This window comes from Massilia sp. AB1, from assembly GCF_018119385.1.
GTDB lineage: Bacteria > Pseudomonadota > Gammaproteobacteria > Burkholderiales > Burkholderiaceae_D > Telluria.
The window spans coordinates 39,039-61,169 of the sequence record NZ_JAGKSG010000028.1; the positions used below are offsets into that span (position 1 = coordinate 39,039).

Below are 22,131 nucleotides of genomic sequence, written 5' to 3' on the forward strand. Positions count from 1 at the left end.
TTATTATAGGGGAATTACCTCAACCAACCGGATTCACCAGGCTGCTTCATGTCTTCTTTGTATCAAACCTCCCCTACTTCCGCCGACCGGGATGCACGCCTGGCGCAGCTGAACGCATGGCTGGCGACGACCGGCCTGGTGGACGTGGGGACCGGCCGTCCGGCATCCGCGGACGCCAGCTTCCGCCGCTACTTCCGCTACGACGTCACCCCCGCGCTGCAGGATAAACTGGGCGCCACCCTGGTCGCCATGGACGCCCCGCCCGAGCGCGAGAACGTCCCGGCCTTCATCCACGTGCAGGGCCTGCTGACCGAGGCCGGCGTCCATGCGCCGGCGATCGTCGCGCGCAAGGTCGAAGACGGCTTCCTGCTGCTGTCCGACCTGGGCACCACCACCTACCTGTCGCGCCTGAACCCGGACAACGCGGCCTTCATGTATTCGGACGCCGTCGACGCCCTGATCAAGTTCCAGCTGGCCAGCCAGCCGGGCGTGCTGCCCGAGTTCGACCGCGCCTTCGTGCTGCGCGAGATGAATTTGTTCCCCGAGTGGTACATCGGCCGCCACCTGAACGTGACCCTGGACGAGAAGCAGCAGGCGCAACTCGACAAAGTATTCGAGGCGATCACCGCCAACGTGCTGGCGCAGCAGCAGGTCTACATGCACCGCGATTTCCATTCGCGTAACCTGATGTTCCTCGACCAGGGCAACCCGGGCGTGCTGGACTTCCAGGACGCGGTCTACGGCCCGGTCACCTACGACCTGGCTTCGCTGCTGCGCGACGCCTATATCCAGTGGGACGAAGAGATCGTGCTGGACTGGGTGGTGCGCTACTGGCAAAGCGCCAAGCAGGTGGGCCTGCCGGTCAATCCGGACATCGACGCCTTCTACCGCGACTTCGAATTCATGGCGCTGCAGCGCCACCTGAAGATCCTCGGCATCTTCTGCCGCCTGAACTACCGCGACAGCAAACCGGTCTACATGGGCGACCTGCCCACCGTGATGGACTACGTGCGCAAGACGGCCAACCGCTATACCGAACTCAAGCCGCTGCTGCGCCTGCTCGATTCGCTCGAGAACAAGGGCCCGCAGGTCGGCTACACCTTCTGACGGATACTCCATGAAAGCGATGATTTTCGCCGCCGGCCGCGGCGAGCGCATGCGCCCGCTCACCGATTCCTGCCCCAAGCCCCTGCTCAAGGTGCGCGGGCGTCCGATGATCACCTGGCACGTGCTGAACCTGGTGCGTGCCGGGATCAAGGACATCGTCATCAACCACTCCTTCCTGGGCCACATGATCGAGGAAGAGCTGGGCGACGGCAGCCGCTACGGCGCGCGCATCGTCTACTCGCACGAGCCCACCCCGCTGGAAACCGCGGGCGGCATCGCCAACGCCCTGCACCTGCTGGGCGACGAGCCTTTCCTGGCCGTGTCGGGCGACATCTATGCGCCCTACTTCGATTTCTCGCAGGTGTTCGACGTCCTCAAGGACAAGGACATGCTGGGCATCCCCTACCCGGAAGACAAGCGCGACATCGCCTGGCTGTGGCTGACGCCGAATCCCTGGCACAACCCGGAGGGCGACTTCGCGCTCGACATGTACACCTTGCGCAATGACGGCCCGACCAAGTGGAACTTCGCCGGCATCGGCGTCTACCGTCCCGAGATGTTCGACGGGATCAAGGCCGGCGAATTCGTCAAGTTCGGTCCCCTGATGCGCAAGTACATCGACCAGGGCCGCGTGGGCGGCGAGCTGTACGAAGGCCAGTGGGTCAACGTCGGCACCGTGCGCCAGCTGGAAGAACTCAACGCGCCGCTGGGCACCGTGGTGCGCGTCGCGCCATGACGCAAGGCGCCGCCTGCTATTCTGAACGCCGTGCGCGCCTGGCTGCGCAGATGCAGCCAGGCGCGGTGGCGGTGCTGGCCACCGCGCCGGAAGTGGCGCGCAACAGCGATACCGAGTATCCCTACCGCCACGACAGCTATTTCTATTACCTGACCGGCTTCTCCGAGCCCGAGAGCGTGCTGGTGCTGCTTGCGGCCCAGGGCGACCAGCCTGCCCGCTCGATCCTGTTCTGCCGCGAGAAGAACCTGGAACGCGAGATCTGGGATGGTTTCCGCTACGGTCCCGAAGCGGCGCGCATCGCCTTCGGCATGGACGAGGCCTACCCGATCGGCGAGCTCGATGCGAAGATGGCGTCCCTGCTCGCGAACGTCCCTGCCCTCTACTACGCCCTGGGCCACAGCGCCGCGCTGGACGCCCAAGTGGCCGGCTGGCTGAAAGCCGTGCGCGCCCAGGGCCGCAGCGGCGTCACCGCGCCCGGCACGACCCACCACCTGCTCGGCATCCTCGACGAGATGCGCCTGCTGAAGGACGCGCAGGAGCAAGGCCTGATGCAGCGCGCCGCCGTCATCAGCGCCCAGGCCCACACGCGCGCCATGCGCGCCGCCCGTCCCGGCATGTATGAGTACGAACTCGAGGCCGAACTGCTGCACGAATTCCGCCGCAACGGCGCCCAGTTCCCGGCCTATACCCCCATCGTCGCCTCGGGCGCGAACGCCTGCGTGCTGCACTACAACGCCAACAACCGGCAGATGCTGGACGGCGAGCTGGTGCTGATCGACGCCGGCTGCGAATTCGACGGCTACGCGGCCGACATTACGCGCACCTGGCCCGTCAACGGCCGCTTCAGCACGGCGCAACGGCGCTTGTATGAACTGGTGCTGCAGGCGCAGTCGAGCGCCTTCGCCGCCATCGTGCCGGGCCAGCCCTACAGCGCCATGCACGACGCCGCGGTACAGGTGCTGGCGCAGGGCATGCTCGACCTGGGCCTGCTCGACAAGGGCAAGTTCGGCTCGGCCGAAGCCGTGATCGCCGAGCGCGCCCACCAGCAGTTCTACATGCACGGCACCGGCCACTGGCTGGGCATGGACGTGCACGACGTCGGCGCCTACCGCGACGTGCACGCCGCCGGCAAGCCTTCGCGGCCGCTGGCGCCGGGCATGGCGGTGACCGTGGAGCCGGGCATCTACGTGCGTCCGGCCGAAGGCGTGCCGGAGGAATTCTGGCATATCGGCATCCGCATCGAGGACGACGTGATCGTCACCGACAACGGCTGCCAGGTCCTGAGCAGCGCCGCGCCCAAGGGCGTGGACGAGATCGAAACCCTGATGCGGGAGGCGCAATGAGCGGCGAGGTCCTCGAATTCGACGTCGCGGTCTGCGGCGCGGGGCCCGTGGGCCTGGCGCTGGCCGCCTTCCTGGTGCGCCGCGGCGTGCCGGGCGAGCGCATCGTGCTCATCGACGGCAAGTCGCTCGGCCAGGCGATCTCGGACCCGCGTTCGATCGCGCTGTCCTGGGGCAGTGTGCAATTGCTGGAGGAAGTCGGCGCCTGGCCACTGGCGGCGACGCCGATTCACCAGATCCACGTCTCGCGCCGTGGCCAACTGGGGCGCAGCCTGATGGATCGTCATGAGCATGGGTTGCCGGCGCTGGGTTATGTCACCCGCTACGGCGAGGTCGTGGACGCGCTGGCGCGCGCCTGCGACCGCGCGGGCGTGGCCGTGCTGCGGCCGGCGCGCGTGGCGTCCTTCGACGAACAGGGCGACGGCGTCAATCTGCAGCTGGATGACGGACGCATGGTGAAGACGCAGGTGGCGGTGCAGGCCGAGGGTGGGGTCTTTGGTCAGCAGGATGACAAGGCGCAGCGCCGCGACTACGAGCAGACCGCCGTGATCGCACGCGTAACGGTCAGCCAGCCGGCGGTGCATCGCGCCTTCGAGCGCTTCACCGACGAAGGCCCGCTGGCCCTGCTGCCGCAGGATGGGGGCGACGGCCACCAGTATGCGCTGGTGTGGTGCATGCGTCCGGAACGCGCCGGGTCGGTGCTGGAGCTGGGCGACGACCGCTTCCTGGAGCAGCTGGGCGAGGCCTTCGGCTCGCGCCTGGGGCGCTTCACCTCGGTCTCGCCGCGTGTCGCTTTCCCCTTAGGACTGAATGCCGAAGCGCGCGCCACCGGGCGTACTGTCGCAATCGGCAATGCCGCGCAAACGCTTCACCCGGTTGCTGGGCAGGGCCTGAACCTCGGCTTGCGCGACGCCGCCGTGCTGGCGCGCGAATTGGGGCGCGAGGTGAGTTCCGAGGCCATCGGCAATTTCATGAGTGCCCGTGCGCAGGACCGCAAGCTGACGATCGGGATGACCGACGTCATGGCGCGTGCCTTCGTTGGCGGTGGGCCGCTGCAACCGCTGCTGGGCCTGGGGCTGGCCGCTCTCGACCTCGTCAAACCTGCTCGCATGCTGCTTGCGGACATGATGATGTTTGGCCGCCGCTAACCCGCTCAAATGAGGGGCAGCGTCGAATTGTTGGCAACATATCGGAAGTTGCCACTTAATTAGGCACCACCCCTAATTATCTCCTGGTCGATTGTCCAGTAATTCGCCCCTGTTTCTCATTACCCCGGCTGCTCGCTTTCAGGCTGCAAAAAAACCCATGATAATTGCGGCCCCGGGTGACAAGAAAAGCATAAGCCTTGTAAACTTCAGCCGAAACCTTAATCCGGTCGGGTAGCCCGGTTTCGGAAGACTACTATCAAATAGGATCTTTCCAATTGCAATGGAGTTCCTCATACCAATGCCACCCTTAAATCCCAAGCTTTTGGCATATTCCTTGTCAAACTCGGCAATCGAAGACAACACACGTCTCGCATTGAAATAATAAATGGCGACATAAATTACCATAAGGGTGATTACATCCCGCGCATGCATTGCTGTTTTCCCTTCCTCTTCTCATTAGTAGAATGTAGAGCCCTTGGCATCGACACCCGCGTCTTTGAAATCGATGGTTTCGATCCTGTCGAGCCGAAGCAGAAGGCCCTCCAAAATCTGAAATTGTGCAGCAATATTTCCGCAAGTTCATGCTTAATGAATAAGCAAGTCAGTTCAAACGCCGTGTCAGCTGCTTGCGTTTCTTCATAGCGGGCTGTATAAAAACCGGTTATAGCACTTTTCTTTTTAACATTGAAGAGCCCCCAGAGCAATGGCAGATCGTAGGCAATTTCTACTTTCAATCCATCGCCTTCCATGCGGATCATGAACCAAGCCATCGTGGTTTTGACCCCGCATCGCTCGTCCAGCCCCAATCCAAAAACATATTTCTTGTAGCTTCCCTTGACGAAGTATCGCCAAAGGTAGAAACGGAAAACCCTTGCGCCACCAAATGGCGCACAGCAGACCGGTCAACGGTTTGACTGAAGGCAAATACGATTGTGCCCAAAGGCCCACCAAAGTCGGGAAAGAGCCTGAGTATCAATGGAAGTCCCATCAGGAAGATTGGCGTTATAGCCAATCACAATTCGCACACCCAACTTCTTGGCAGCACGCGCCATATCTTCTTGCATGCAGTTCATCACGATGGATTTGAGATAGGCAGGCTCCGAGAGAGTTCTTCGACCGCGTGTAAAACGGGGTCAGGTCTGGCAATCGGACACGACCTCAACCATTGTAAAACGGGGTCAGGTCTCGTGTAAAACGGGGTCATAAAACGGGGTCAGGTCTGGCAATCGGACACGACCTCAACCATCGGCCGGCTACTTCGCACCCGATTGGGCGATCTCAGAGCCAGTGAGCCATCCTCTCGTACAGGGGTCATAACGTGTAAAACGGGGTCAGGTCTGGCAATCGGACACGTGTAAAACGGGGTCAGGTCTCGTAAAAGTAAAACGGGGTCAGGTCTGGCAATCGGACACGACCTCAACCATCGGCCGGCTACTTCGCACCCGATTGGGCGATCTCAGAGCCAGTGAGCCATCCTCTCGTACAGGGGTCATAACGGGGTCAGGTCTGGCAATCAGACACGACCTCAACCATCGGTCGGCTACTTCGCACCCGATTGGGCGATCTCAGAGCCAGTGAGCCATCCTCTCGTACAGTGCCCAGTATGACTCGGCCACTTCGACTGGAATTTCCTGGGGCTCTTTACCACGTCACATCACGTGGCGACAGGCGTAACGCGATTTATCAGGATGACGTTGATCGTTCTGCTTGGTTAGAAGTACTTGCGTTGGTCTGCAAACGCCACCGTTGCATCATCCATTGCTTCTGCCAAATGACAAATCACTACCATTTGCTGGTGGAGACGGTCGAGGAAAATCTCTCACAAGCCATGCGCCAACTCAATGGTTTGTACACCCAAAAATACAACCGTCGTCATCGACTCGTCGGGCATCTCTTCCAAGGCCGCTATAAAGCCATTTTAGTGCAAAAAGAAAGCTATCTTTTGGAATTGTCCCGCTATATAGTCTTGAATCCCGTGCGGGCTAAAATGGTGACCTCACCGCTCGACTGGCGATGGAGTAGCCATCGCTATTTTTCCGGCGACGATAGCCCGCCTGCCTGGCTCGAGCGCGACTGGCTACTCGGTCAATTCAGCGGTACGCATACAACCGCCATCTCCGCCTATCAAGCTTTCGTTCTCGCAGGCGTTGACAAAGCCAGCCCACTTATCGAGACTCGTCATCAGATCCTGTTGGGCGATGACGATTTCGTGGCAAAACATCAGCAGTCACAACAATCTGTTGAAAAAGTAGAAATTGCTAAAGCCGAACGTCGTGCCGTGGCACTTCCACTCGAAGAGTATAAGATTCAGTTTGCTGACAGGGGCGAAGCGATGGCACGCGCATACCTCTCCACTGCTTTCACCATGTCGCAAATAGCGTGCGCCTTTGGAGTCTCGACCAAAACAGTAAGCCGGGCGGTTGCCACTTTCGAGAAAGCGAAGTAGCACATTAACGCAGAGGTCGTGTCCGAATGTCAGACCTGACCCCGCCCATCTCTGCATTCGAAAAAGCGAAGTAACACATTAAGGCAGAGGTCGTGTCCGAATGTCAGACCTGCCCCCGTCACGTTCACGCTGGACGAGTATAAGACTCAGTTTGCTAACAGGGACGAAGCGATGGCACGCGCTTACTGTCCACTGCCCTCATAATGTCTCAAATTGCGTGCGCCTTTGCGGTCTCGACCAAAACGGTAAGCCGGGCGGTTGCTGCATTCGAAAAAGCGAAGTAACACATTAAGGCAGAGGTCGTGTCCGAATGTCAGACCTGACCCCACCACGCGCCAAGTTGATCCACCGCCGCGCTCCCTGGAAAACGCGTGAGGCCGTTGAGCTGGCCACGCTGGAATGGGTTTCCTGGTTCAACCATCACCGCCTGCTCGAACCGCTCGGCTATATACCGCCGGCCGAAGCTGAGGCAAACTATTACGAGCAACTGAGCAGTCAAGCCATCCCGGCCTGACTCACACTAACCGGCCTCCACGAAAGCCGGGGCGATTCAGTGCGCCTTTGGGGTCTCGATCAAAACAGTAAGCCGGGCGGTTGCCGCTTTCGAGAAAGCGAAGTAGCACATTAACGCAGAGGTCGTGTCCGAATGTCAGATCTGACCCCGCCCCTCCTGACCCCGCCCCTTCGGTGAGCCGAGCAGCTGCTGGTAGTGAGAAACGAAGTACGACATTAAGGCAGAGGTCGTGTCCGAATGTCAGATCTGACCCCGCCCCTTCGTGCACTTTTGGCGGTATCGACACCGACCACCGCTTTGCGAGTAGCATTCATGATGTGGATCCTCCGGTTAGCCTGAAAGCTCTGAGACTTTCACTTTAGGCGCTTTTTGACGCCGTTGGCCCGCGAGGGTCCACCATCCCTGCTAAACCCCTCAATTTCTTCCCGCGGTTCTTGACTTCTTCTCCGGTATGGGTGGGAGGCGTCCATTTCATTCTCTACAAAACCCGGGGCGGTTCAGTGTCCGTGACCCGGCCCCCTGTGTGCCCCCGCCCTGAGGGCACATATTAGGGCTGAGGTCGTGTCCGAATGTTAGACCTGACCCCGCCCTTGCGCCCTTGCTGGTACTGACTTAAGGCGTATTGGCACGCTCCACGATCTCAACAAGCCGATTCTGGCTATCCGATATTAGCTCTATTGAGTAATACCATTGATCTTTCGATTTGATGACAAAGCCAGACGCATAAACGACGACGCCGTCCTGACTGACCGTCGCTACCAGCTTTATTCCGAGCTGACGCACAACTTTGGCGCGAGCCCGCTTAATATCTTCACCAAATTTCATCCCCAAGGGCAACCGAATTGAGTTTCGGCCTTTTCCAACGCGAGCCGAAACCCTTACCAGTGCACCATTAAAAAACGCGTATTCCTTTCCTTCAGCGTCCACTGCTGAGCAATCGCTAAAGCTCCGATCGCCTCCGCAATCGGTCGAGATGAATTGATCCAGCGCGGCAGGTAACCCGCCGATCGGGACGATCCCAAGATTCGCTTTGTTATTCTTTCCAAAACAGCCGACTGAGAAGCTTGCCCCCAATATCAAAGCAATCATCTGTCTCGAAAGGTACGTCATTTTGCGTTCTCCAACAAATTTGTCTATGTTAGCAGCTAATTTTTTAGTTTCTCGGTTGGCGGCGGTGGCAGTGCCTTCATCGGATCGATTACCTTTCCCCCGGCCGCTACCGGTGCCGGACTGCCAATGCGCACTTCAAAATGTAGATGCGTATCCCCGGATTTCGGCGTATTGCCAGTCCGACCCGCAGTGCCAATTTCTTGACCTGCAGAAACAGCTTCACTGGTTTTTACTGATGTCGAGCCGAGGTGGGCGGATTGTGTGAAGACACCATTCCCGTGGTCGATAACAACTTGACTTCCATAGGTGGCGCTTGGGTTAGGCTGGATATTCACTACCTTACCGTCTCCGGCCGCGACAACCTTGGCACCATTGGCAGCTTGGATGTCAATGCCGGTATGGGACCTCGTCCCACCGGCGCGCCTTGTTCCAAAGTGCCCGTCGCCCTCGCCTGGCTTATCAGCCTTATTTATCACACCTGAACTTGGGACAGGCCACGCCGTGAGTTGCCCCGGCTCCCTCCCGTCAGGGTCGATATATTTATAAGGATTGTTATTAGCATAGGCGTAGCGATTAAAGCTTTTCCCGCTACTGGCATCCGTTACCACAGGATCAATGCTCAAGAACCGACCTCCGACCGCATCATAATACCGATGCTGCATATAGATGAGGCCGGTCTCATTGTCGTTCACATGACCAGTAAATCCGATCGTGCGTGGTGTCCCCGACATAATGTATCCGTATGGCTCGTATCTTGTTCTGCTTACGACCGCGCCAGCCGTATCACTCTGCGCCACCGGGCTGCCCAGCGCGTCCGTATGAGCATAGGTAACCGCCGACCCGCCGACCTCCGCAATCATGCGGTTGCCTAAGTAAACATACTTTGTCGCGGTACCGCTGGTCGGCGCCACGTATAGCAGTTTTCCGTCGCCGCTATACACTTGCACCCGATTGACCCCATCCGTACCAACAGTACTCACCCGGCGATAGCGCGCGTCGTAAGCATAGGTCGCACGTCCCGGTGCGGCGCGCAGGCGATTGGCCAAGTCGAAATCGAACGTCTGCGTGTTGCGCTGGACGACATTGCCGCGCGCGTCGTAGTAATAGCTGACGTTGAAACCCGGCGGTCCGTTCGTAATGCTGTCGAGCCGGTTGGTTGCCGAATTGAAGTTGTGAATCGTCGTCCGGGCAGTCGGCCCCGCACTGACCGATACCCCAGTCAGGTTGTCGGCCGCATCGTAGGTGTAGCTCGCTGTTCCCCACAAGGCAGGTGCGACAACGCTCTTGAGGCGGTCCAGGTTATCGTATCCCATCGTGCGCGTTGCCACGCCACCCGAAAGCAAGTCAGTGATCGAGGCCACGTTACCGTTCGCGTCATAGCGGTAGTCATCGTTGATCGCCGCGCCATCGATCCAGCGCTCAGGAAGGCCGCGTACGTTCTGCGTCATGGTATGCGTGATGCCACCCGGCCCTGGGCCGTACACGAAGCCCGCCACCGCATCGTTAGGATGGTACGTAATGCTCATGGCGGAGTTGCCAACCTTTGTTGCTTCGCCCAGCGCGTTGGGCGCGTAATCCACAGCAACGTTGTCCGGGTAGGTGAGCTGGCGCAGCGAACCATTGGCGTCGTACGCGCGCCGGATCGCATAGTTCACGCCGCCATAGGTCAGCTGTTCAGTCTCAAGCAGGCGCCGCTTGTTATAGATGTTGGTCCAGACCGCGCCTCCCGACGTCAGGGTTTCGGGCAGACCATCGCCCGTCAGCGTGATCGAAATAGCCGGACTGCCGTCGCCAAAACTGGTCCCGATAGGACGATTCCGCACGTCATACTGGTAGGAGATCTTGCTTGCAGCGCCGACGCTGGCGGTATCGCAAGCGCTCAGCGACGGCAAGGCCAGGCCGGTGGCACGCCAGCTGAGGTTGCCGGCGGCATCGTAATCTTGCACCGTCGCGCCTGTTTCCGGCTCGATCGCCTTGCACAGCCGCTGGGCGCCGTCGTAGACGTAGTATCGCGTCACGCTCTTGGCCGCGTCGCCACGTGTGATCGACGTAGGCTTGCCGAACACGTCGCGGCCGATCGACACCGTCACGCCTTCGGGCGCCGCAATGCTGGTGATCGCATCGTAGGACGGCTCGTCAAACGCTTGATAGCTATACGTGCTCGCATTGTTGCGTGGATCGGTTACGGTCCGCTTGAAGCCGTAGTCGTAGCTCGTGCGTGTCCGGGCATAACCGTCCGGATCGCCGGCTTCGCTCCTGGCGGCCTTGACCGTCTCGCGTCCCAAGGCATCGTAGGTGATGTAGACACCCGGGCCGATCTCGCCATAGGTACGCTTTGGATAAGATTCAAAGGTACGCCTGCTTGCGGAGTCGTACTGATATTTAGTCGTACGCAGGGTACCGGCAACGTTGTTGTCGTCCCAGCGCTCCACATAGACCAGGCGCCACAAAGCATCGTAATAGGTCACCGTGCGCGCCGTGCCGGTGGAGATCTGTTCCCGCCAATGATTGGCACCCAGGTCGAACTGGCCGCTCGCCGACTGCCAGGTCGAAATCGTGGTCGGCGCCCACCCGACGGTATCACCAGCCGGATGGCTGACGGACGACAGCCGCCCCATCACGTCATAGCCGAAGCTCGTCGTCGCGGCGACCTCATTGGTCAGCGACGAGATATTGCCGATGTTGTCCACCACCGCGCTCTTGGACTGGCCGTTGTGGTAGCTGATTGTCTGTGCAATGCCGCGCTTATAGTTCGAGTAGCTCGTCGACTGCAGCTTGCCGTCCGTCTCCGTGTTGAGCAGACCGTTGCTGTAATAGGTCATCGAGCTCTGCAGCTGGCCGAAGCGGCTCACGCTGGTCAGGTTGCTCCACTCGGGATCGTACTGGTTCGCCACCATGACCTTGCCCGAGCTTTCCGTGACCGACTTGACCTGGTTGAGCACCCAACGCTTCGTATTGTTTTCGTACAGCGTGGTCTCGACCCGGCTGCCGTACGGGCTCGAACGCTCGACTTGCGCCGGCAAACCGAACTCGTTGAAGGTATAGGCGCGCCAGGTAAAACTTGCGCCTTGCTGGGTGGTCGTGCGCACACTGACGCTCGTGTTGCGCGCCGCAAGATCGCCATCGCCCCGGCCCTGCGGGCTCGATCCGAATGGTCCGATCGGCTCGGCATATTGCATCGTCGTCGTGCGCAGCGTGTTGCCTACATGGTCCTGTACATCTACCTGTTGCGGCTGGCCCTCCGTCTGACGGAACAAGGTGCCGAAGGTATGGACGATCCGGTTGCCTTCCGGGTCGGTCACGGTGACGGTCTTGTCCGTATCGCAACCGTTGCAAGGCCCCCAGCTCGCTTGTGCGGGCGAATACGAGGTCGACCACGTCATGGTGGTCAAGCCCGGTCCCCAGATGGACTTTTTGGTCAGCGCGTACGAATCGAAGTATTTCGAGTAAACAGGGCTGTAGGTTCCCAGGTTGAGGTCGTAACGGCAGTTGTATTCAACCCCGGAGCGGCCGTGCCGTGTCGGCGTCAGCGTGAATTCGCCGGTTGCGCCAGACGGATGGGTCATCGACCCGACGAGCACATAGGGGTTCACCATTCCCGGGTCGTCACAGCTGCCTTCGCCCAGGTAATCCAATGGGAACAGCAACGGCTGGATGCCGCCCAGCTGCCACTTGGTCTGGTCCGGCAAGACTACGGTTTGCAGCTGGGCATAGTTATTCGTGCCGTTGTATTGATACGTCCAGGTGCGCGAGCCGTCCGTCACGCTGGACACCAGGTTCGACGCGGTGGAGCTGGGCGTCACATAGCTCAGCGTGATGCGGCGGGGACTGCCGGCGATATCGGTGGCCTCGATGGTCTTGAGTTGCCATTTGTTGACCGTGTCATAGGTGAAGGTGACGGTATTGCCGTGCCGGTCCGTGATCAGGGTGGGAAGGATCCACGCTTCGACGCGGTTGAGCTGGTGGGAGCCCGAAGCGGCCACCGACTCCTCCCCGGGCGCGGCCATCTGCGACTGCGCTTCCGTGTCGCCCGTGTCCTTGTTCATGACAGCGCTGCCTTCCGGCGCCACGCTGCTTTTCGTCAGCGGCGACGTCATCCGGGTGACCAGCCAGTCGAAGCGATACTCGGTGCCGTCGGGAGAGACTGCCACGAAGCCTTCGCCGACACCGCCGTTGGCGCTGTTCAGGGTGGACAGGCAGCGGATGGCCCAGTTGTTGCGGGTGACGACCGGGAAGGTGTAGGCCGAATTGAGCGTCGGCTTGGTGGCATAGGTACTGCGCTTGAGCATTTCCTGGTCGCCCATACCGGGCACATACAGGAAAGCGCCATGCCAGAACTCGGTACCGGACCAGGAAGCGCCATCGCTCGTCGTCACGGAACCGGGAGCGCCGAACGAACTGCAGCGCGTCGTCGTATTGCCTGCGCCGACTCATTCGCGCAGCTGCGAATACACGCCATGCAGGTGCGGTATGTCGAGATCCCATTGGCCGAACAAGCCGCCAGTCACCGCATCCCTGCCGGCTTCCAGGCACCGGCCGACGCCGACGCGCAAGGGACTATTGCCGGGGATGACCACGTCGGTCTGTATAAATTCCAGGTTGCCGGTGTAGAGATTGACCTTGTCGCCGAACAGGTCTGTACCAAGTCTGGCGAAAGCCCGCGGGGCGCGGATCAGCTTTTCCTGCTCGCTGTAGGTGGTTGCGGCATGCGCTGACAGCATGCTGGCGATGAGGCTGAACAGTCCGCCCAGGCCGACTGCCATCGTTTTGCTGCGAATTCCCGATCCACGCCATGCGTTGCGCATCATTCACCTGCCCATGTGAGGTTAAGGTTGAGGTAACTCGACAATGGGACAGGGTAACCTGAAGTCAACAGCAAAAGTATGCATGTCACATGACATGCAAAAAAAATTTCGCTAAGAAAACTGCTGGCTAGCGCCGCAAGACTTCTTCTACAGTGCTGTGCTTCGGCGTCGCATCTTCATGAAACAAATCCGCAAGATACTCCCGCAGCTCCGTTCCAGCGATGTCCGCAGGGACGACGAAATCGGCAGGCCGGCGCTTGCCTTCCGCGCCGAGATAGAACGCCTGCCACTTCCCTTCCTCCCCGCTCACCGCCACCAGCGTGCCGAACACATTGAAGCGGAACTCCATCCGCTTACTCCACCGCCTTGACCATCGACTCGATCACCTTCTTGGCGTCGCCGAACACCATCATCGTGTTCGGCTGGTAGAACAAGTCGTTGTCCAGGCCCGCATAGCCCGATGCCATCGAGCGCTTGTTGACGATGATGCTCTTGGCCTTGTACGCCTCCAGGATCGGCATGCCGGCAATCGGGGATTTAGGATCCTTGGCCGCCGGGTTCACCACGTCGTTCGCGCCCAGCACCAGCACCACGTCGGTCTGGCCGAACTCACCGTTGATGTCTTCCATTTCGGCCACCTGGTCGTACGGCACCTCGGCCTCGGCCAGCAGCACGTTCATGTGGCCCGGCATGCGTCCCGCCACCGGGTGAATCGCATAGCGCACCGAGACGCCATGCTCGGTCAACTTGTCGACCAGCTCCTTCACCGAGTGCTGGGCGCGCGCCACCGCCAGGCCGTAGCCGGGAACGATGATCACGCTTTCCGCGTTCTGCATGATGAAGGCCGCGTCCTCCGCCGATCCCGACTTGACCGGGCGCTGCTCCTTGGCGCCGCCCGCTTCAACGGAGGCTTCGCCGCCGAAGCCGCCCAGGATCACGTTGAAGAAAGAACGGTTCATCGCCTTGCACATGATGTACGAGAGGATGGCGCCGCTCGAGCCCACCAGCGAGCCGGCGATGATCAGCATCGAGTTATTCAGCGAGAAGCCGATACCCGCCGCCGCCCAGCCCGAGTAGGAGTTCAGCATCGACACCACCACCGGCATGTCGGCGCCGCCGATCGGGATGATGATCAGCACTCCCAGGATGAAGGACAGCGCGGCCATGAGGATGAAAGGCTCCCACGCCGGCTCCACGCCTTCCGCGAAGCAGAACACCAGCCCGAGCCCGATAATGGCGATGGCCAGCACCAGGTTCAGGATGTGCTGCCCGGCGAAGCGCACCGGCGCGCCCTGGAACAGGCGGAACTTGTATTTGCCCGACAGCTTGCCGAAGGCGATCACCGAACCCGAGAAGGTCACCGCGCCCACGAAGGTACCGATGAACAGCTCCAGCCGGTTCCCGAACGGCAGCGGCGTGGTGCGGGTGGCGATGTTGAAGGCCCAGGGCTCGGACACGGCGGCCACCGCGATGCACACGGCGGCCAGGCCGATCAGCGAGTGCATGGCCGCGACCAGTTCCGGCATCTTGGTCATCTCGACCCGCTTGGCGGCGATCGCGCCGATCGCGCCGCCGACCACCACGCCCAGCAGCACCAGCGGCAGGCCCATGCCCTGGCTGCCTTCCAGCTCGGCCTGCAGCTTGAAGATCAGGGCCACCGTGGTGACCACGGCGATCGCCATGCCGACGATGCCGAAGGTATTGCCCATGCGCGCACTGCTAGGGGAGGACAGGCCCTTGAGCGCCTGGATGAAGCAGACCGAGGCGACCAGGTAGAGCAGGGTGACGACATTCATGCTGATGAAGTTCATTGCTCGCCCTCCTTCTTGACTGCGCCCTTGTCCTTCTTCTTGAACATCTCGAGCATGCGCTGGGTGACCATGAAGCCGCCGAACACGTTGACCGCGGCCAGCGCCACGGCGACCGTGCCCGCGACCTGGCCGGTGATGCCCTCGGTGAGCCCGGCCGCCAGCATGGCGCCGACGATGATGATGGCCGAGATGGCGTTGGTGACCGCCATCAGCGGCGTGTGCAGCGCCGGGGTGACGGTCCAGACCACGTGGTAGCCGACGTAGATCGCCAGCACGAAGATGATCAGGTTGATGATGGTATGGCTGATGTCCATGCTTCCCTCTTGTCGTTATTTGCGCAGCACTTCGCCGTCCGCGCACATCAAGGTGGCGCGCACGATCTCGTCTTCGCGGTCGATGAAGAACTTGTCTTCCTTGTCGATCACGAGCTTAAGGAAATCCAGCACGTTGCGGGCGTACAGGGCCGAGGCGTCGGCCGCCACCATAGCCGCCAGGTTCGGCTCGCCGATGATGTGCACGCCGTGCTTGATCACGGTCTTGCCCAGCTCCGTGAGCGGGCAGTTGCCGCCCTGCTCGACCGCCATGTCGACGATCACCGAGCCCGGCTTCATGGCCTTGACGGTGTCTTCGGAAATCAGGACCGGCGCCTTGCGGCCCGGGATCAACGCCGTGGTGATGATGATGTCGGCCAGCTTGGCGCGCTCGTGCACCAGCTCGGCCTGGCGCCGCATCCAGTCGGCCGGCATCGGACGGGCATAGCCGCCTTCGCCCTTGGCGATTTCGCGCTCCTCGTCGGTCACATACGGCACGTCGATGAACTTGGCGCCCAGCGACTCCACCTGTTCCTTGACCGGCGGGCGCACGTCGGACGCCTCGATCACGGCCCCCAGGCGCTTGGCGGTGGCGATGGCCTGCAGGCCGGCCACGCCCACGCCCATGATCAGAACGCGCGCGGCCTTGACGGTGCCGGCGGCGGTCATCAGCATGGGCATGAAGCGCTGGTAGGTGTTCGCGGCCAGCATCACGGCCTTGTAACCGGCGATGTTGGCCTGGGACGACAGCACGTCCATCGACTGCGCCCGCGTGATGCGCGGCGCCGCTTCCAGGGCGAAGGCGGTCAGGCCGCTGGCGGCGAGCAGGCCCAGGTTGTCGGCGTCGAAGGGGTTGAGCATGCCGACCAGGACTGCGCCCTGTTTCATCAGCGCCCGCTCGTCCGTGCTGGGGCTGCGTACCTTGAGCACCATGTCGGCGCCGAAGACCGTGGCCGCATCGACGATGCCGGCGCCGGCCGCCTCGTAGGCCGCGTCGGGCACGGAAGCGTGCACGCCGGCCCCGCTCTGTACCAGCACCTGGTGCTTGGCGGCCAGCTTCTTGACGGTTTCGGGAGTTGCTGCAACGCGGGTCTCGCCCGGCCGTGTCTCGGCCGGTATGCCTATCCTCATGAATCCCTCCAAGCTTTGAATAAACCGAAGGAAACCTCGGACACCTGCTGAGACACATCTCCGAGGTTTCTGAACTGACAATCTATCACGTAATGACGTGACTTGCTCCAGAATAAATATTCTTTGATCAACAACCGATTCTCGCAGGATGTTGTTCGGGATTCAGACAAATTGCCGTAGAGTTTGTGGTAAATCAACCCAAATTAACGACAAGCAAGCGCACTGGAGTGGGCATGGCTGAGCAGACCGGGCATTGGTCAAGGTAGAATGTCGGCTCATTTTCAAGGACAGGCATGAGCGATATCTTCAAACCATCGGTTACCGTGGCCGCGATCATCGAGCGCGATGGCCGTTTCCTGCTGATCGAGGAAGAGACCAGCGAAGGCATCAAGCTGAACCAGCCGGCCGGCCACCTCGACCCGCACGAGTCGCTCGAGCAGGCGGTGGTGCGCGAGGCGCTGGAGGAAACCGCGCACGAGTTCATTCCGCGTGCGCTGGTGGGCATGTACATGTCGCGCTATCACTCGAAGTCGCGCGGGACCGATGTGACCTACTTGCGCTTCACCTTCTGCGGAGAGGCCGGGCGCGAGCTCGACCAGCCGCTGGACGAGGGCATCCTGCGCACCATCTGGATGACCCGCGACGAAATCGCCGCCACCGCCGAGCGCCACCGCAGCCCGATCGTGCTGCAATGCGTCGATGACTACCTGGCCGGCCACCGCACGCCCCTGCACCTGCTGTACACCCATCCGTCGGTGTTCGAGGGCGGCATTTAAGAATACGGAAGCAACATGAGCAAGAAAAAAGTCGTGATCGGGATGTCGGGCGGCGTCGATTCCTCGGTCGCGGCGTGGATGCTGAAAGAACAAGGCTATGAAGTGATCGGCCTGTTCATGAAGAACTGGGAAGACGACGACGATTCCGAGTACTGCTCCACGCGCCAGGACTGGATCGACGCGGCCAGCGTGGCCGACGTGGTCGGCGTGGACATCGAGGCCGTCAACTTCGCCGCCGAGTACAAGGACCGCGTGTTCGCGGAATTCCTGCGCGAGTACCAGGCCGGCCGCACGCCGAACCCGGACGTGCTGTGCAACGCCGAAATCAAGTTCAAGGCCTTCCTCGACCACGCGATGAAGCTGGGCGCCGACCTGATCGCGACCGGCCACTATGCGCGCGTGCGCCAGAACGGCGACAAGTTCGAGCTGCTCAAGGCCCTCGACAGCACCAAGGACCAGAGCTACTTCCTGCACCGCCTGAACCAGGCGCAGCTCTCGAAGTCGCTGTTCCCGCTGGGCGAAACGCCTAAGACCGAAGTGCGCAAGATCGCCGAAAAGCTCAAGCTGCCGAACGCCGCCAAGAAGGATTCGACCGGCATCTGCTTCATCGGCGAGCGCCCTTTCCGCGACTTCCTGAACCGCTACCTGTCGTACAAGCCGGGCCCCATGAAGCTGGACGACGGCACCGTGGTCGGCGAGCACGTGGGCCTGTCCTTCTACACGCTGGGCCAGCGCAAGGGCATCGGCATCGGCGGGCTGAAGTCGCGCAAGAACGCGGACGGCACCAGCGAGCCGTGGTTCGTGGCGCGCAAGGACATCGAGCAGAACACCCTGTACATCGTGCAGGGGCATGATCATCCGTGGCTGCTCTCGAGCCGCCTGGAGGCGGGCCAGGCCAGCTGGATCGCGGGCGAGGCGCCGGAGACCCGCGCATTGTCGGCCAAGACGCGCTATCGCCAGGCCGATGTGGCGTGCACCGTGCAGGCGCAAGGCCTGGAGCGCTTTTCGCTCGATTTCGTGGAGCCGCAATGGGCGGTGACACCGGGGCAGTCGGCTGTGCTGTATGACGGCGATGTTTGCCTGGGTGGCGGGATCATCGACAGCAAGTCGGGTATCTAACCCTTTTAGTTTGCGCATGAACGTCGTCCCCGCGAAGGCGGGGATCCAAGTTTAGCGTTTCGATAGCTTACGCAGAACTTGGGTCCCCGCCTTCGCGGGGAAGACGTTTTGGGGCTGACTAAACTGAATAAATATCGTCAGCGCCGCGGCCGGATTTCAACCGGCATCACCCGGCGCCGCCTGCTGCTTCTTCACCCACGCAATCACTGTATTGCGAATCGTCTTGAGCACCGTGTCCGCCTTGAACGGCTTGACGATAAACCCGTGCACCCCACGGGCCACCGCTTCCTGCACCGCCTGCGCATCGAGCGTCCCCGACACGATGAAGATCAGGGTCTTGGGCAATTCCGCCCGCAGCTGCTCGACCACGTTGTTGCCGTCCTCGACCTGCTCGCGCGCGATGCAGATGAAATGGGGATGGTGCTTGAGCGCCAGCCCATAGGCCAGGGTGCTGGTATGGGTCTGGCCAACCACGTTGTAGCCGCCGTCGGTCAGCACGGTGTTCAGCAGTCCGCGCGACACCGCGCTCGAATCCACGATCAATGCCTTGAGCATCGCGTCCAGTCCCCTTTAAAACGATTCGTAAGCCAGCATGTTCCAGGTCACGCCCAGGCGCACGTCGCGCTTGAGCTCCACCAGCTGGCGCGAGACCTGGAGTATCTCACGCTCGGCGCGCAGCCTCTCGCCCAGCGGGGTCTTGAGGATGCCGGCGCCGGCCACCACCGCGTCCAGGCTGCCGTAGGCGTTGAGCAGGCGCGCGGCGGTCTTCATGCCGATCTTCGACACGCCCGGCACGCCGTCGGTCGGGTCGCCCATCAGCGCCAGCAGGTCGTGCAGCAGCTCGGGCGCGACGCCGAAGCGATTGCGAACCCAGGCGTCGTCGTGCCACTCGCCCTTGAAGTGGTCCCATACCAGTGCGCCGTGCGCGATCAGCTCGTGCAGGTCCTTGTCGGTGGTGGCGACGATGGCTTCGCCCCGCCCTTCCGACAGCCAGCGCATCACGCCGGTGGCGATCACGTCGTCGGCCTCGACCTCTGGAATCATGAGCACGTGCAGGCCGGCGGCGCGCAGGCGGTCGTGGAATTCGGGCAGGGCCTCGCGCAGTTCGGTGGGCATGGAGGCGCGGCCCTCGCGGTAGCGCGGGTAGAGCGCGTGGCGCCAGGTTGGCCCGCCGTAGTCGAAGGCGGCCAGCACGTGGGTGGGCGCGTGCGCCTCCAGCAGGTTGCGGAAGGACGAGAAGGCGTGGCGCAGCGCGATGCTGGCCTTCAGGTCCGAATCCGGTTCGGGACTGGCTTCGTAGACGCGGCGGACGATGTTCAGGCCGTCGATGGCGAGCAGCTTTGCCATGCTTACTTCACGAGTTCGTACTTCCCGCCGCGTTCGAGCGCGCGCTGGTAGGCGGGACGGGCGTGGATGCGCTCGAGGAAGGCGGACAGCTTCGGGTACTTGCCGTCCAGCCCTCCGCGCGAGCTCGATGCTTCCAGCGCAAAACTCATCTGGATATCGGCGGCGCTGAATTCCTCGCCGGCGAACCAGGTGGACTTGTTCAACTCGGCTTCGAGGTAGTCGAGCTGGCTGCGGATATTGGGCAGGACGAAGTCGTTCTTGACCTTGCGCGCGATGGCGCGCGCGATCGGGCGCACGAAGAAAGGCATGGGGCCGTGCTCGATGCGGTCGAAGATCAACTTGAGCAGCAGCGGCGGCATGGCCGAGCCTTCGGCGAAATGCAGGAAGTAGGTCCAGCGCAGGCGCTCGGGCGTGTCCGCCGGCGGGATCAGGCGCCCGTTGCCGTAGCGCTGGACCAGGTACTCGACGATGGCGCCGGATTCGGCCACCACGGTGTCGCCGTCGCTGATCACCGGCGACTTGCCGAGCGGGTGCACGGCTTTCAGCTCCGGCGGGGCCAGCATGGTCTTGGGATCGCGCTGGTATTTCTTGATCTCGTAGTCCAGGCCGAGTTCCTCGAGCAGCCACAGGATGCGCTGCGAGCGCGAATTGTTCAGGTGGTGGACGAGGATCATGGCGATGGGCGTGGGTGGGAACGGGCGACAGCTTAACATTGTTGTGTGCTTGTAAAAAGCGAGAGATGCTTCTACAGCCAACCGGAAGCCCGTAACGTCCGCGATCCTCAGTGCGCCACCGCACGACGCCCGCGCCCGCCCGGGTGTATGGTGCACGAATGAGCGGCGCAACCTACATCGGCATCTCCGGCTGGCGCTACGTGCCCTGGCGCGGCAAGTTCTATCCTCCCGGCCTGGCCCAGCACCGCGAGCTGGAATACGCCTCGCGCCAGCTGCCCACCATCGAGATCAACGGCTCCTTCTATTCGCTGCAGCGCCCCGAAAGCTACGCCGCCTGGTACGCCGCCACGCCGCCCGGCTTCGTGTTCGCGGTCAAGGGCAACCGCTTCCTGACCCATATGCTGCGCCTGCGCGACGTCGAGGGACCGATGGCCAACGTGCTGGCCTCCGGCGTGTTCGAGCTGCGCGAAAAGCTCGGCCCCTTCCTGTGGCAGTTCCCGCCCAACTTTCCCTTCGAGCCGGAACGCTTCGAGCGCTTCCTCTCGCTGCTGCCGCACGACACCGACGCCGCCCTGGCCCTGGCGCGGCGCTACGAGCCGCGCATGGAAGGCCGGGTCTCGCTCGAGGCCGGGCCCAAACGCCCGATGCGCCACGCGGTCGAGATCCGCCACGAAAGCTTCATCGATCCCGCCTTCATCGCCATGCTGCGCCGGCATAACGTGGCCCTGGTGGTGGCCGACACCGCCGGCCGCTGGCCGCAGTACGAGGACGTCACCGCCGATTTCGTCTACGTGCGCCTGCACGGCGACAAGGAGCTCTACGCCAGCGGCTACGACGACGAGGCGACGGAGCGCTGGGCCGCGCGCATCCGCGCCTGGCGCGATGGCGGCCAGCCGGCACAGGCGCGGCTGATCTCGGGCGAAGCGCCGCCGAAGCTGGCCGCGCGCGACGTCTACTGCTACTTCGACAACGACATCAAGGTCCACGCCCCCTACGACGCACGGCGCCTGATCGAGGCTGTTGCAGAATAGTCAAGCGGGGCATCCAATCGGCGCGCAGCGCGCTAGAATGGATCGGCTGTCCTTTCCAACTCTAGGAGCTTGCGATGAAGACCGTGCAAATTGGTACTGCCCTGCTTTCCCTGCTGTTGGCCGGCCCCGTGCTGGCGGAAGATGGAACGCCCCTGCGCAAGGCAAACGGCGTGCTGGTCGACGCCAAGGGAATGACCGTCTACACCTACGACAAGGACACTGCCGCCAGCGGCAAGAGCGCCTGCGTCGAGATGTGCGCCAGGAACTGGCCGCCGGTCGTGGCCGGCGACATGCGCCTGGATCCGCCCTATTCCGCAATCACGCGCGATGACGGCAGCAAACAGCTCGCACACGACGGCAAACCGCTATACACCTTTATCAAGGACAAGAAGGAAGGTGACCGTACCGGAGACGGTGTCGGCGGCGTCTGGCACGTCGTTACCGATGCCAAGACGAAATAAGGAGAAGGCGCCGTTCAGCGGCGCTCGTGCAGCTTGATGACGCGGTGCTTGTTGCCGGCCGGCGGCTGGGGAGCGGAAGTCTCGCAGGTGTTGCAGCCGCCACAGCTGCCCGAGGTGTCGAGCCAGCCCGCCAGCCTGGAGCGCTTCATGCCGCCGCGCGTCAGGCGCTGCACCAGCCAGCGGCGCCAGGCCGCCGGCAGGTAGCGCGCGCCCAGGTAGAGCGCGGCCAGCAGAACGATGATCCCCACAAGGAGTTCCTGCATG

21 protein-coding genes and 1 pseudogene are annotated in these 22,131 nt (G+C 61.9%); 10 read left to right on the top strand and 12 right to left on the bottom strand.

Annotation, left to right across the window (positions count from 1 at the left end; genetic code table 11):
- Positions 1-48: 48 nt before the first annotated feature.
- From J8847_RS16220 to J8847_RS16235, 4 genes are read left to right on the top strand one after another with little or no spacing between them, the layout of a single operon-like run.
- On the top strand, positions 49-1,107 hold the full coding sequence (locus tag J8847_RS16220) for an aminoglycoside phosphotransferase family protein (protein WP_211525749.1): 1,059 nt from the start codon (positions 49-51) through the stop codon (positions 1,105-1,107).
- Between the two features lie 10 nt (positions 1,108-1,117).
- Positions 1,118-1,843 (top strand): N-acetylmuramate alpha-1-phosphate uridylyltransferase MurU, encoded by a 726-nt coding sequence (gene murU, locus J8847_RS16225; RefSeq protein WP_211525750.1) that lies wholly within the window; start codon positions 1,118-1,120, stop codon positions 1,841-1,843.
- Positions 1,840-3,186 carry a Xaa-Pro aminopeptidase gene (pepP, locus tag J8847_RS16230; protein WP_211525751.1) on the top strand — a complete coding sequence of 449 codons (1,347 nt, stop codon included), beginning with the start codon at positions 1,840-1,842 and terminating at the stop codon, positions 3,184-3,186. The genes murU and pepP overlap by 4 nt, the downstream gene beginning before the upstream one ends.
- Complete coding sequence (locus tag J8847_RS16235) at positions 3,183-4,331, top strand: UbiH/UbiF/VisC/COQ6 family ubiquinone biosynthesis hydroxylase (protein WP_211525752.1); 1,149 nt, start codon at positions 3,183-3,185, stop codon at positions 4,329-4,331. The genes pepP and J8847_RS16235 overlap by 4 nt, the downstream gene beginning before the upstream one ends.
- 413 nt (positions 4,332-4,744) lie before the next feature.
- On the opposite strand, the gene J8847_RS16240 is transcribed toward J8847_RS16235, so the two are convergent.
- Positions 4,745-5,089, bottom strand: coding sequence for a hypothetical protein (locus J8847_RS16240; protein WP_211525753.1), 345 nt, complete (start codon positions 5,087-5,089; stop codon positions 4,745-4,747).
- 845 nt (positions 5,090-5,934) lie between these two features.
- Between J8847_RS16240 and J8847_RS16245 the strand changes: the two genes are divergently transcribed.
- Positions 5,935-6,777, top strand: a complete 843-nt coding sequence (locus J8847_RS16245; RefSeq protein ID WP_211525754.1) for a transposase — start codon at positions 5,935-5,937, stop codon at positions 6,775-6,777.
- Positions 6,778-7,108: 331 nt separating this feature from the next.
- Positions 7,109-7,291 (top strand): annotated as a pseudogene (locus J8847_RS16250) (IS3 family transposase); the annotation flags it as partial.
- A 612-nt stretch (positions 7,292-7,903) separates the two neighbouring features.
- Here the strand turns inward: J8847_RS16250 and J8847_RS16255 are convergent.
- The 7 genes from J8847_RS16255 to J8847_RS16285 all read right to left on the bottom strand — a co-directional run bounded on the left by J8847_RS16255 (position 7,904) and on the right by J8847_RS16285 (position 16,459).
- On the bottom strand, positions 7,904-8,401 hold the full coding sequence (locus tag J8847_RS16255) for a hypothetical protein (RefSeq protein WP_211525755.1): 498 nt from the start codon (positions 8,399-8,401) through the stop codon (positions 7,904-7,906).
- Positions 8,402-8,436: 35 nt separating this feature from the next.
- Complete coding sequence (locus J8847_RS24445) at positions 8,437-12,777, bottom strand: peptidoglycan DD-metalloendopeptidase family protein (protein WP_211525756.1); 4,341 nt, start codon at positions 12,775-12,777, stop codon at positions 8,437-8,439.
- 54 nt (positions 12,778-12,831) lie between these two features.
- A complete protein-coding gene (locus J8847_RS16265; RefSeq protein ID WP_211525757.1) occupies positions 12,832-13,209 on the bottom strand; it encodes a hypothetical protein in 378 nt (125 codons plus the stop codon).
- Positions 13,210-13,333: 124 nt separating this feature from the next.
- On the bottom strand, positions 13,334-13,555 hold the full coding sequence (locus J8847_RS16270; RefSeq protein WP_211525758.1) for a hypothetical protein: 222 nt from the start codon (positions 13,553-13,555) through the stop codon (positions 13,334-13,336).
- Between the two features lie 4 nt (positions 13,556-13,559).
- Positions 13,560-15,017, bottom strand: coding sequence for an NAD(P)(+) transhydrogenase (Re/Si-specific) subunit beta (locus J8847_RS16275; RefSeq protein WP_211525759.1), 1,458 nt, complete (start codon positions 15,015-15,017; stop codon positions 13,560-13,562).
- Entirely contained in the window at positions 15,014-15,331 is a 318-nt protein-coding gene (locus J8847_RS16280; protein ID WP_211525760.1) for a proton-translocating transhydrogenase family protein, read from the bottom strand. Before J8847_RS16280 ends, J8847_RS16275 begins: the two co-directional genes overlap by 4 nt.
- 15 nt (positions 15,332-15,346) lie before the next feature.
- Positions 15,347-16,459 carry a Re/Si-specific NAD(P)(+) transhydrogenase subunit alpha gene (locus J8847_RS16285; RefSeq protein WP_211525761.1) on the bottom strand — a complete coding sequence of 371 codons (1,113 nt, stop codon included), beginning with the start codon at positions 16,457-16,459 and terminating at the stop codon, positions 15,347-15,349.
- Between the two features lie 293 nt (positions 16,460-16,752).
- On the opposite strand from J8847_RS16285, the gene J8847_RS16290 reads away from it, so the two are divergent.
- Positions 16,753-17,235: an NUDIX hydrolase gene (locus J8847_RS16290; RefSeq protein WP_211525762.1), complete on the top strand. Its 483-nt coding sequence runs from the start codon at positions 16,753-16,755 to the stop codon at positions 17,233-17,235.
- A gap of 15 nt (positions 17,236-17,250) precedes the next feature.
- Positions 17,251-18,354, top strand: coding sequence for a tRNA 2-thiouridine(34) synthase MnmA (gene mnmA / locus J8847_RS16295; RefSeq protein ID WP_211525763.1), 1,104 nt, complete (start codon positions 17,251-17,253; stop codon positions 18,352-18,354).
- A 156-nt stretch (positions 18,355-18,510) separates the two neighbouring features.
- On the opposite strand, the gene J8847_RS16300 is transcribed toward mnmA, so the two are convergent.
- Genes J8847_RS16300 through J8847_RS16310 form a run of 3 tightly spaced genes read right to left on the bottom strand, consistent with a single transcriptional unit; the run spans position 18,511 to position 20,375 of the window.
- The gene (locus J8847_RS16300) at positions 18,511-18,909 is read right to left on the bottom strand and encodes an ANTAR domain-containing response regulator (protein WP_211525764.1); all 399 of its coding nucleotides are present in this window, start codon (positions 18,907-18,909) and stop codon (positions 18,511-18,513) included.
- Between the two features lie 15 nt (positions 18,910-18,924).
- Complete coding sequence (locus J8847_RS16305) at positions 18,925-19,701, bottom strand: 5'-3' exonuclease H3TH domain-containing protein (RefSeq protein WP_211525765.1); 777 nt, start codon at positions 19,699-19,701, stop codon at positions 18,925-18,927.
- A gap of 2 nt (positions 19,702-19,703) precedes the next feature.
- The gene (locus tag J8847_RS16310; protein WP_211525766.1) at positions 19,704-20,375 is read right to left on the bottom strand and encodes a glutathione S-transferase family protein; all 672 of its coding nucleotides are present in this window, start codon (positions 20,373-20,375) and stop codon (positions 19,704-19,706) included.
- Positions 20,376-20,533: 158 nt separating this feature from the next.
- On the opposite strand from J8847_RS16310, the gene J8847_RS16315 reads away from it, so the two are divergent.
- Positions 20,534-21,406, top strand: coding sequence for a DUF72 domain-containing protein (locus tag J8847_RS16315; protein ID WP_211525767.1), 873 nt, complete (start codon positions 20,534-20,536; stop codon positions 21,404-21,406).
- Positions 21,407-21,480: 74 nt separating this feature from the next.
- Positions 21,481-21,867: a hypothetical protein gene (locus J8847_RS16320; RefSeq protein WP_211525768.1), complete on the top strand. Its 387-nt coding sequence runs from the start codon at positions 21,481-21,483 to the stop codon at positions 21,865-21,867.
- A gap of 14 nt (positions 21,868-21,881) precedes the next feature.
- Here J8847_RS16320 and J8847_RS16325 read toward each other — a convergent pair whose 3' ends face one another.
- Positions 21,882-22,130 (bottom strand): DUF6587 family protein, encoded by a 249-nt coding sequence (locus J8847_RS16325; RefSeq protein WP_229512905.1) that lies wholly within the window; start codon positions 22,128-22,130, stop codon positions 21,882-21,884.
- Position 22,131 lies beyond the last annotated feature (1 nt).

Coding starts and splice junctions, on each gene's coding strand:
- J8847_RS16310 (WP_211525766.1), bottom strand. CDS start 20,375: ATGATCCTCGTCCACCACCTGAACAATTCGCGCTCGCAGCGCATCCTG.
- J8847_RS16255 (WP_211525755.1), bottom strand. CDS start 8,401: ATGACGTACCTTTCGAGACAGATGATTGCTTTGATATTGGGGGCAAGC.
- J8847_RS16305 (WP_211525765.1), bottom strand. CDS start 19,701: ATGGCAAAGCTGCTCGCCATCGACGGCCTGAACATCGTCCGCCGCGTC.
- J8847_RS16220 (WP_211525749.1), top strand. CDS start 49: ATGTCTTCTTTGTATCAAACCTCCCCTACTTCCGCCGACCGGGATGCA.
- pepP (WP_211525751.1), top strand. CDS start 1,840: ATGACGCAAGGCGCCGCCTGCTATTCTGAACGCCGTGCGCGCCTGGCT.
- J8847_RS16320 (WP_211525768.1), top strand. CDS start 21,481: ATGAAGACCGTGCAAATTGGTACTGCCCTGCTTTCCCTGCTGTTGGCC.
- J8847_RS16315 (WP_211525767.1), top strand. CDS start 20,534: ATGAGCGGCGCAACCTACATCGGCATCTCCGGCTGGCGCTACGTGCCC.
- murU (WP_211525750.1), top strand. CDS start 1,118: ATGAAAGCGATGATTTTCGCCGCCGGCCGCGGCGAGCGCATGCGCCCG.
- J8847_RS16325 (WP_229512905.1), bottom strand. CDS start 22,130: ATGCAGGAACTCCTTGTGGGGATCATCGTTCTGCTGGCCGCGCTCTAC.
- J8847_RS16300 (WP_211525764.1), bottom strand. CDS start 18,909: ATGCTCAAGGCATTGATCGTGGATTCGAGCGCGGTGTCGCGCGGACTG.
- mnmA (WP_211525763.1), top strand. CDS start 17,251: ATGAGCAAGAAAAAAGTCGTGATCGGGATGTCGGGCGGCGTCGATTCC.
- J8847_RS16290 (WP_211525762.1), top strand. CDS start 16,753: ATGAGCGATATCTTCAAACCATCGGTTACCGTGGCCGCGATCATCGAG.
- J8847_RS16265 (WP_211525757.1), bottom strand. CDS start 13,209: ATGATGCGCAACGCATGGCGTGGATCGGGAATTCGCAGCAAAACGATG.
- J8847_RS16280 (WP_211525760.1), bottom strand. CDS start 15,331: ATGGACATCAGCCATACCATCATCAACCTGATCATCTTCGTGCTGGCG.
- J8847_RS16285 (WP_211525761.1), bottom strand. CDS start 16,459: ATGAGGATAGGCATACCGGCCGAGACACGGCCGGGCGAGACCCGCGTT.
- J8847_RS16270 (WP_211525758.1), bottom strand. CDS start 13,555: ATGGAGTTCCGCTTCAATGTGTTCGGCACGCTGGTGGCGGTGAGCGGG.
- J8847_RS16240 (WP_211525753.1), bottom strand. CDS start 5,089: ATGATCCGCATGGAAGGCGATGGATTGAAAGTAGAAATTGCCTACGAT.
- J8847_RS16235 (WP_211525752.1), top strand. CDS start 3,183: ATGAGCGGCGAGGTCCTCGAATTCGACGTCGCGGTCTGCGGCGCGGGG.
- J8847_RS16245 (WP_211525754.1), top strand. CDS start 5,935: ATGACTCGGCCACTTCGACTGGAATTTCCTGGGGCTCTTTACCACGTC.
- J8847_RS16275 (WP_211525759.1), bottom strand. CDS start 15,017: ATGAACTTCATCAGCATGAATGTCGTCACCCTGCTCTACCTGGTCGCC.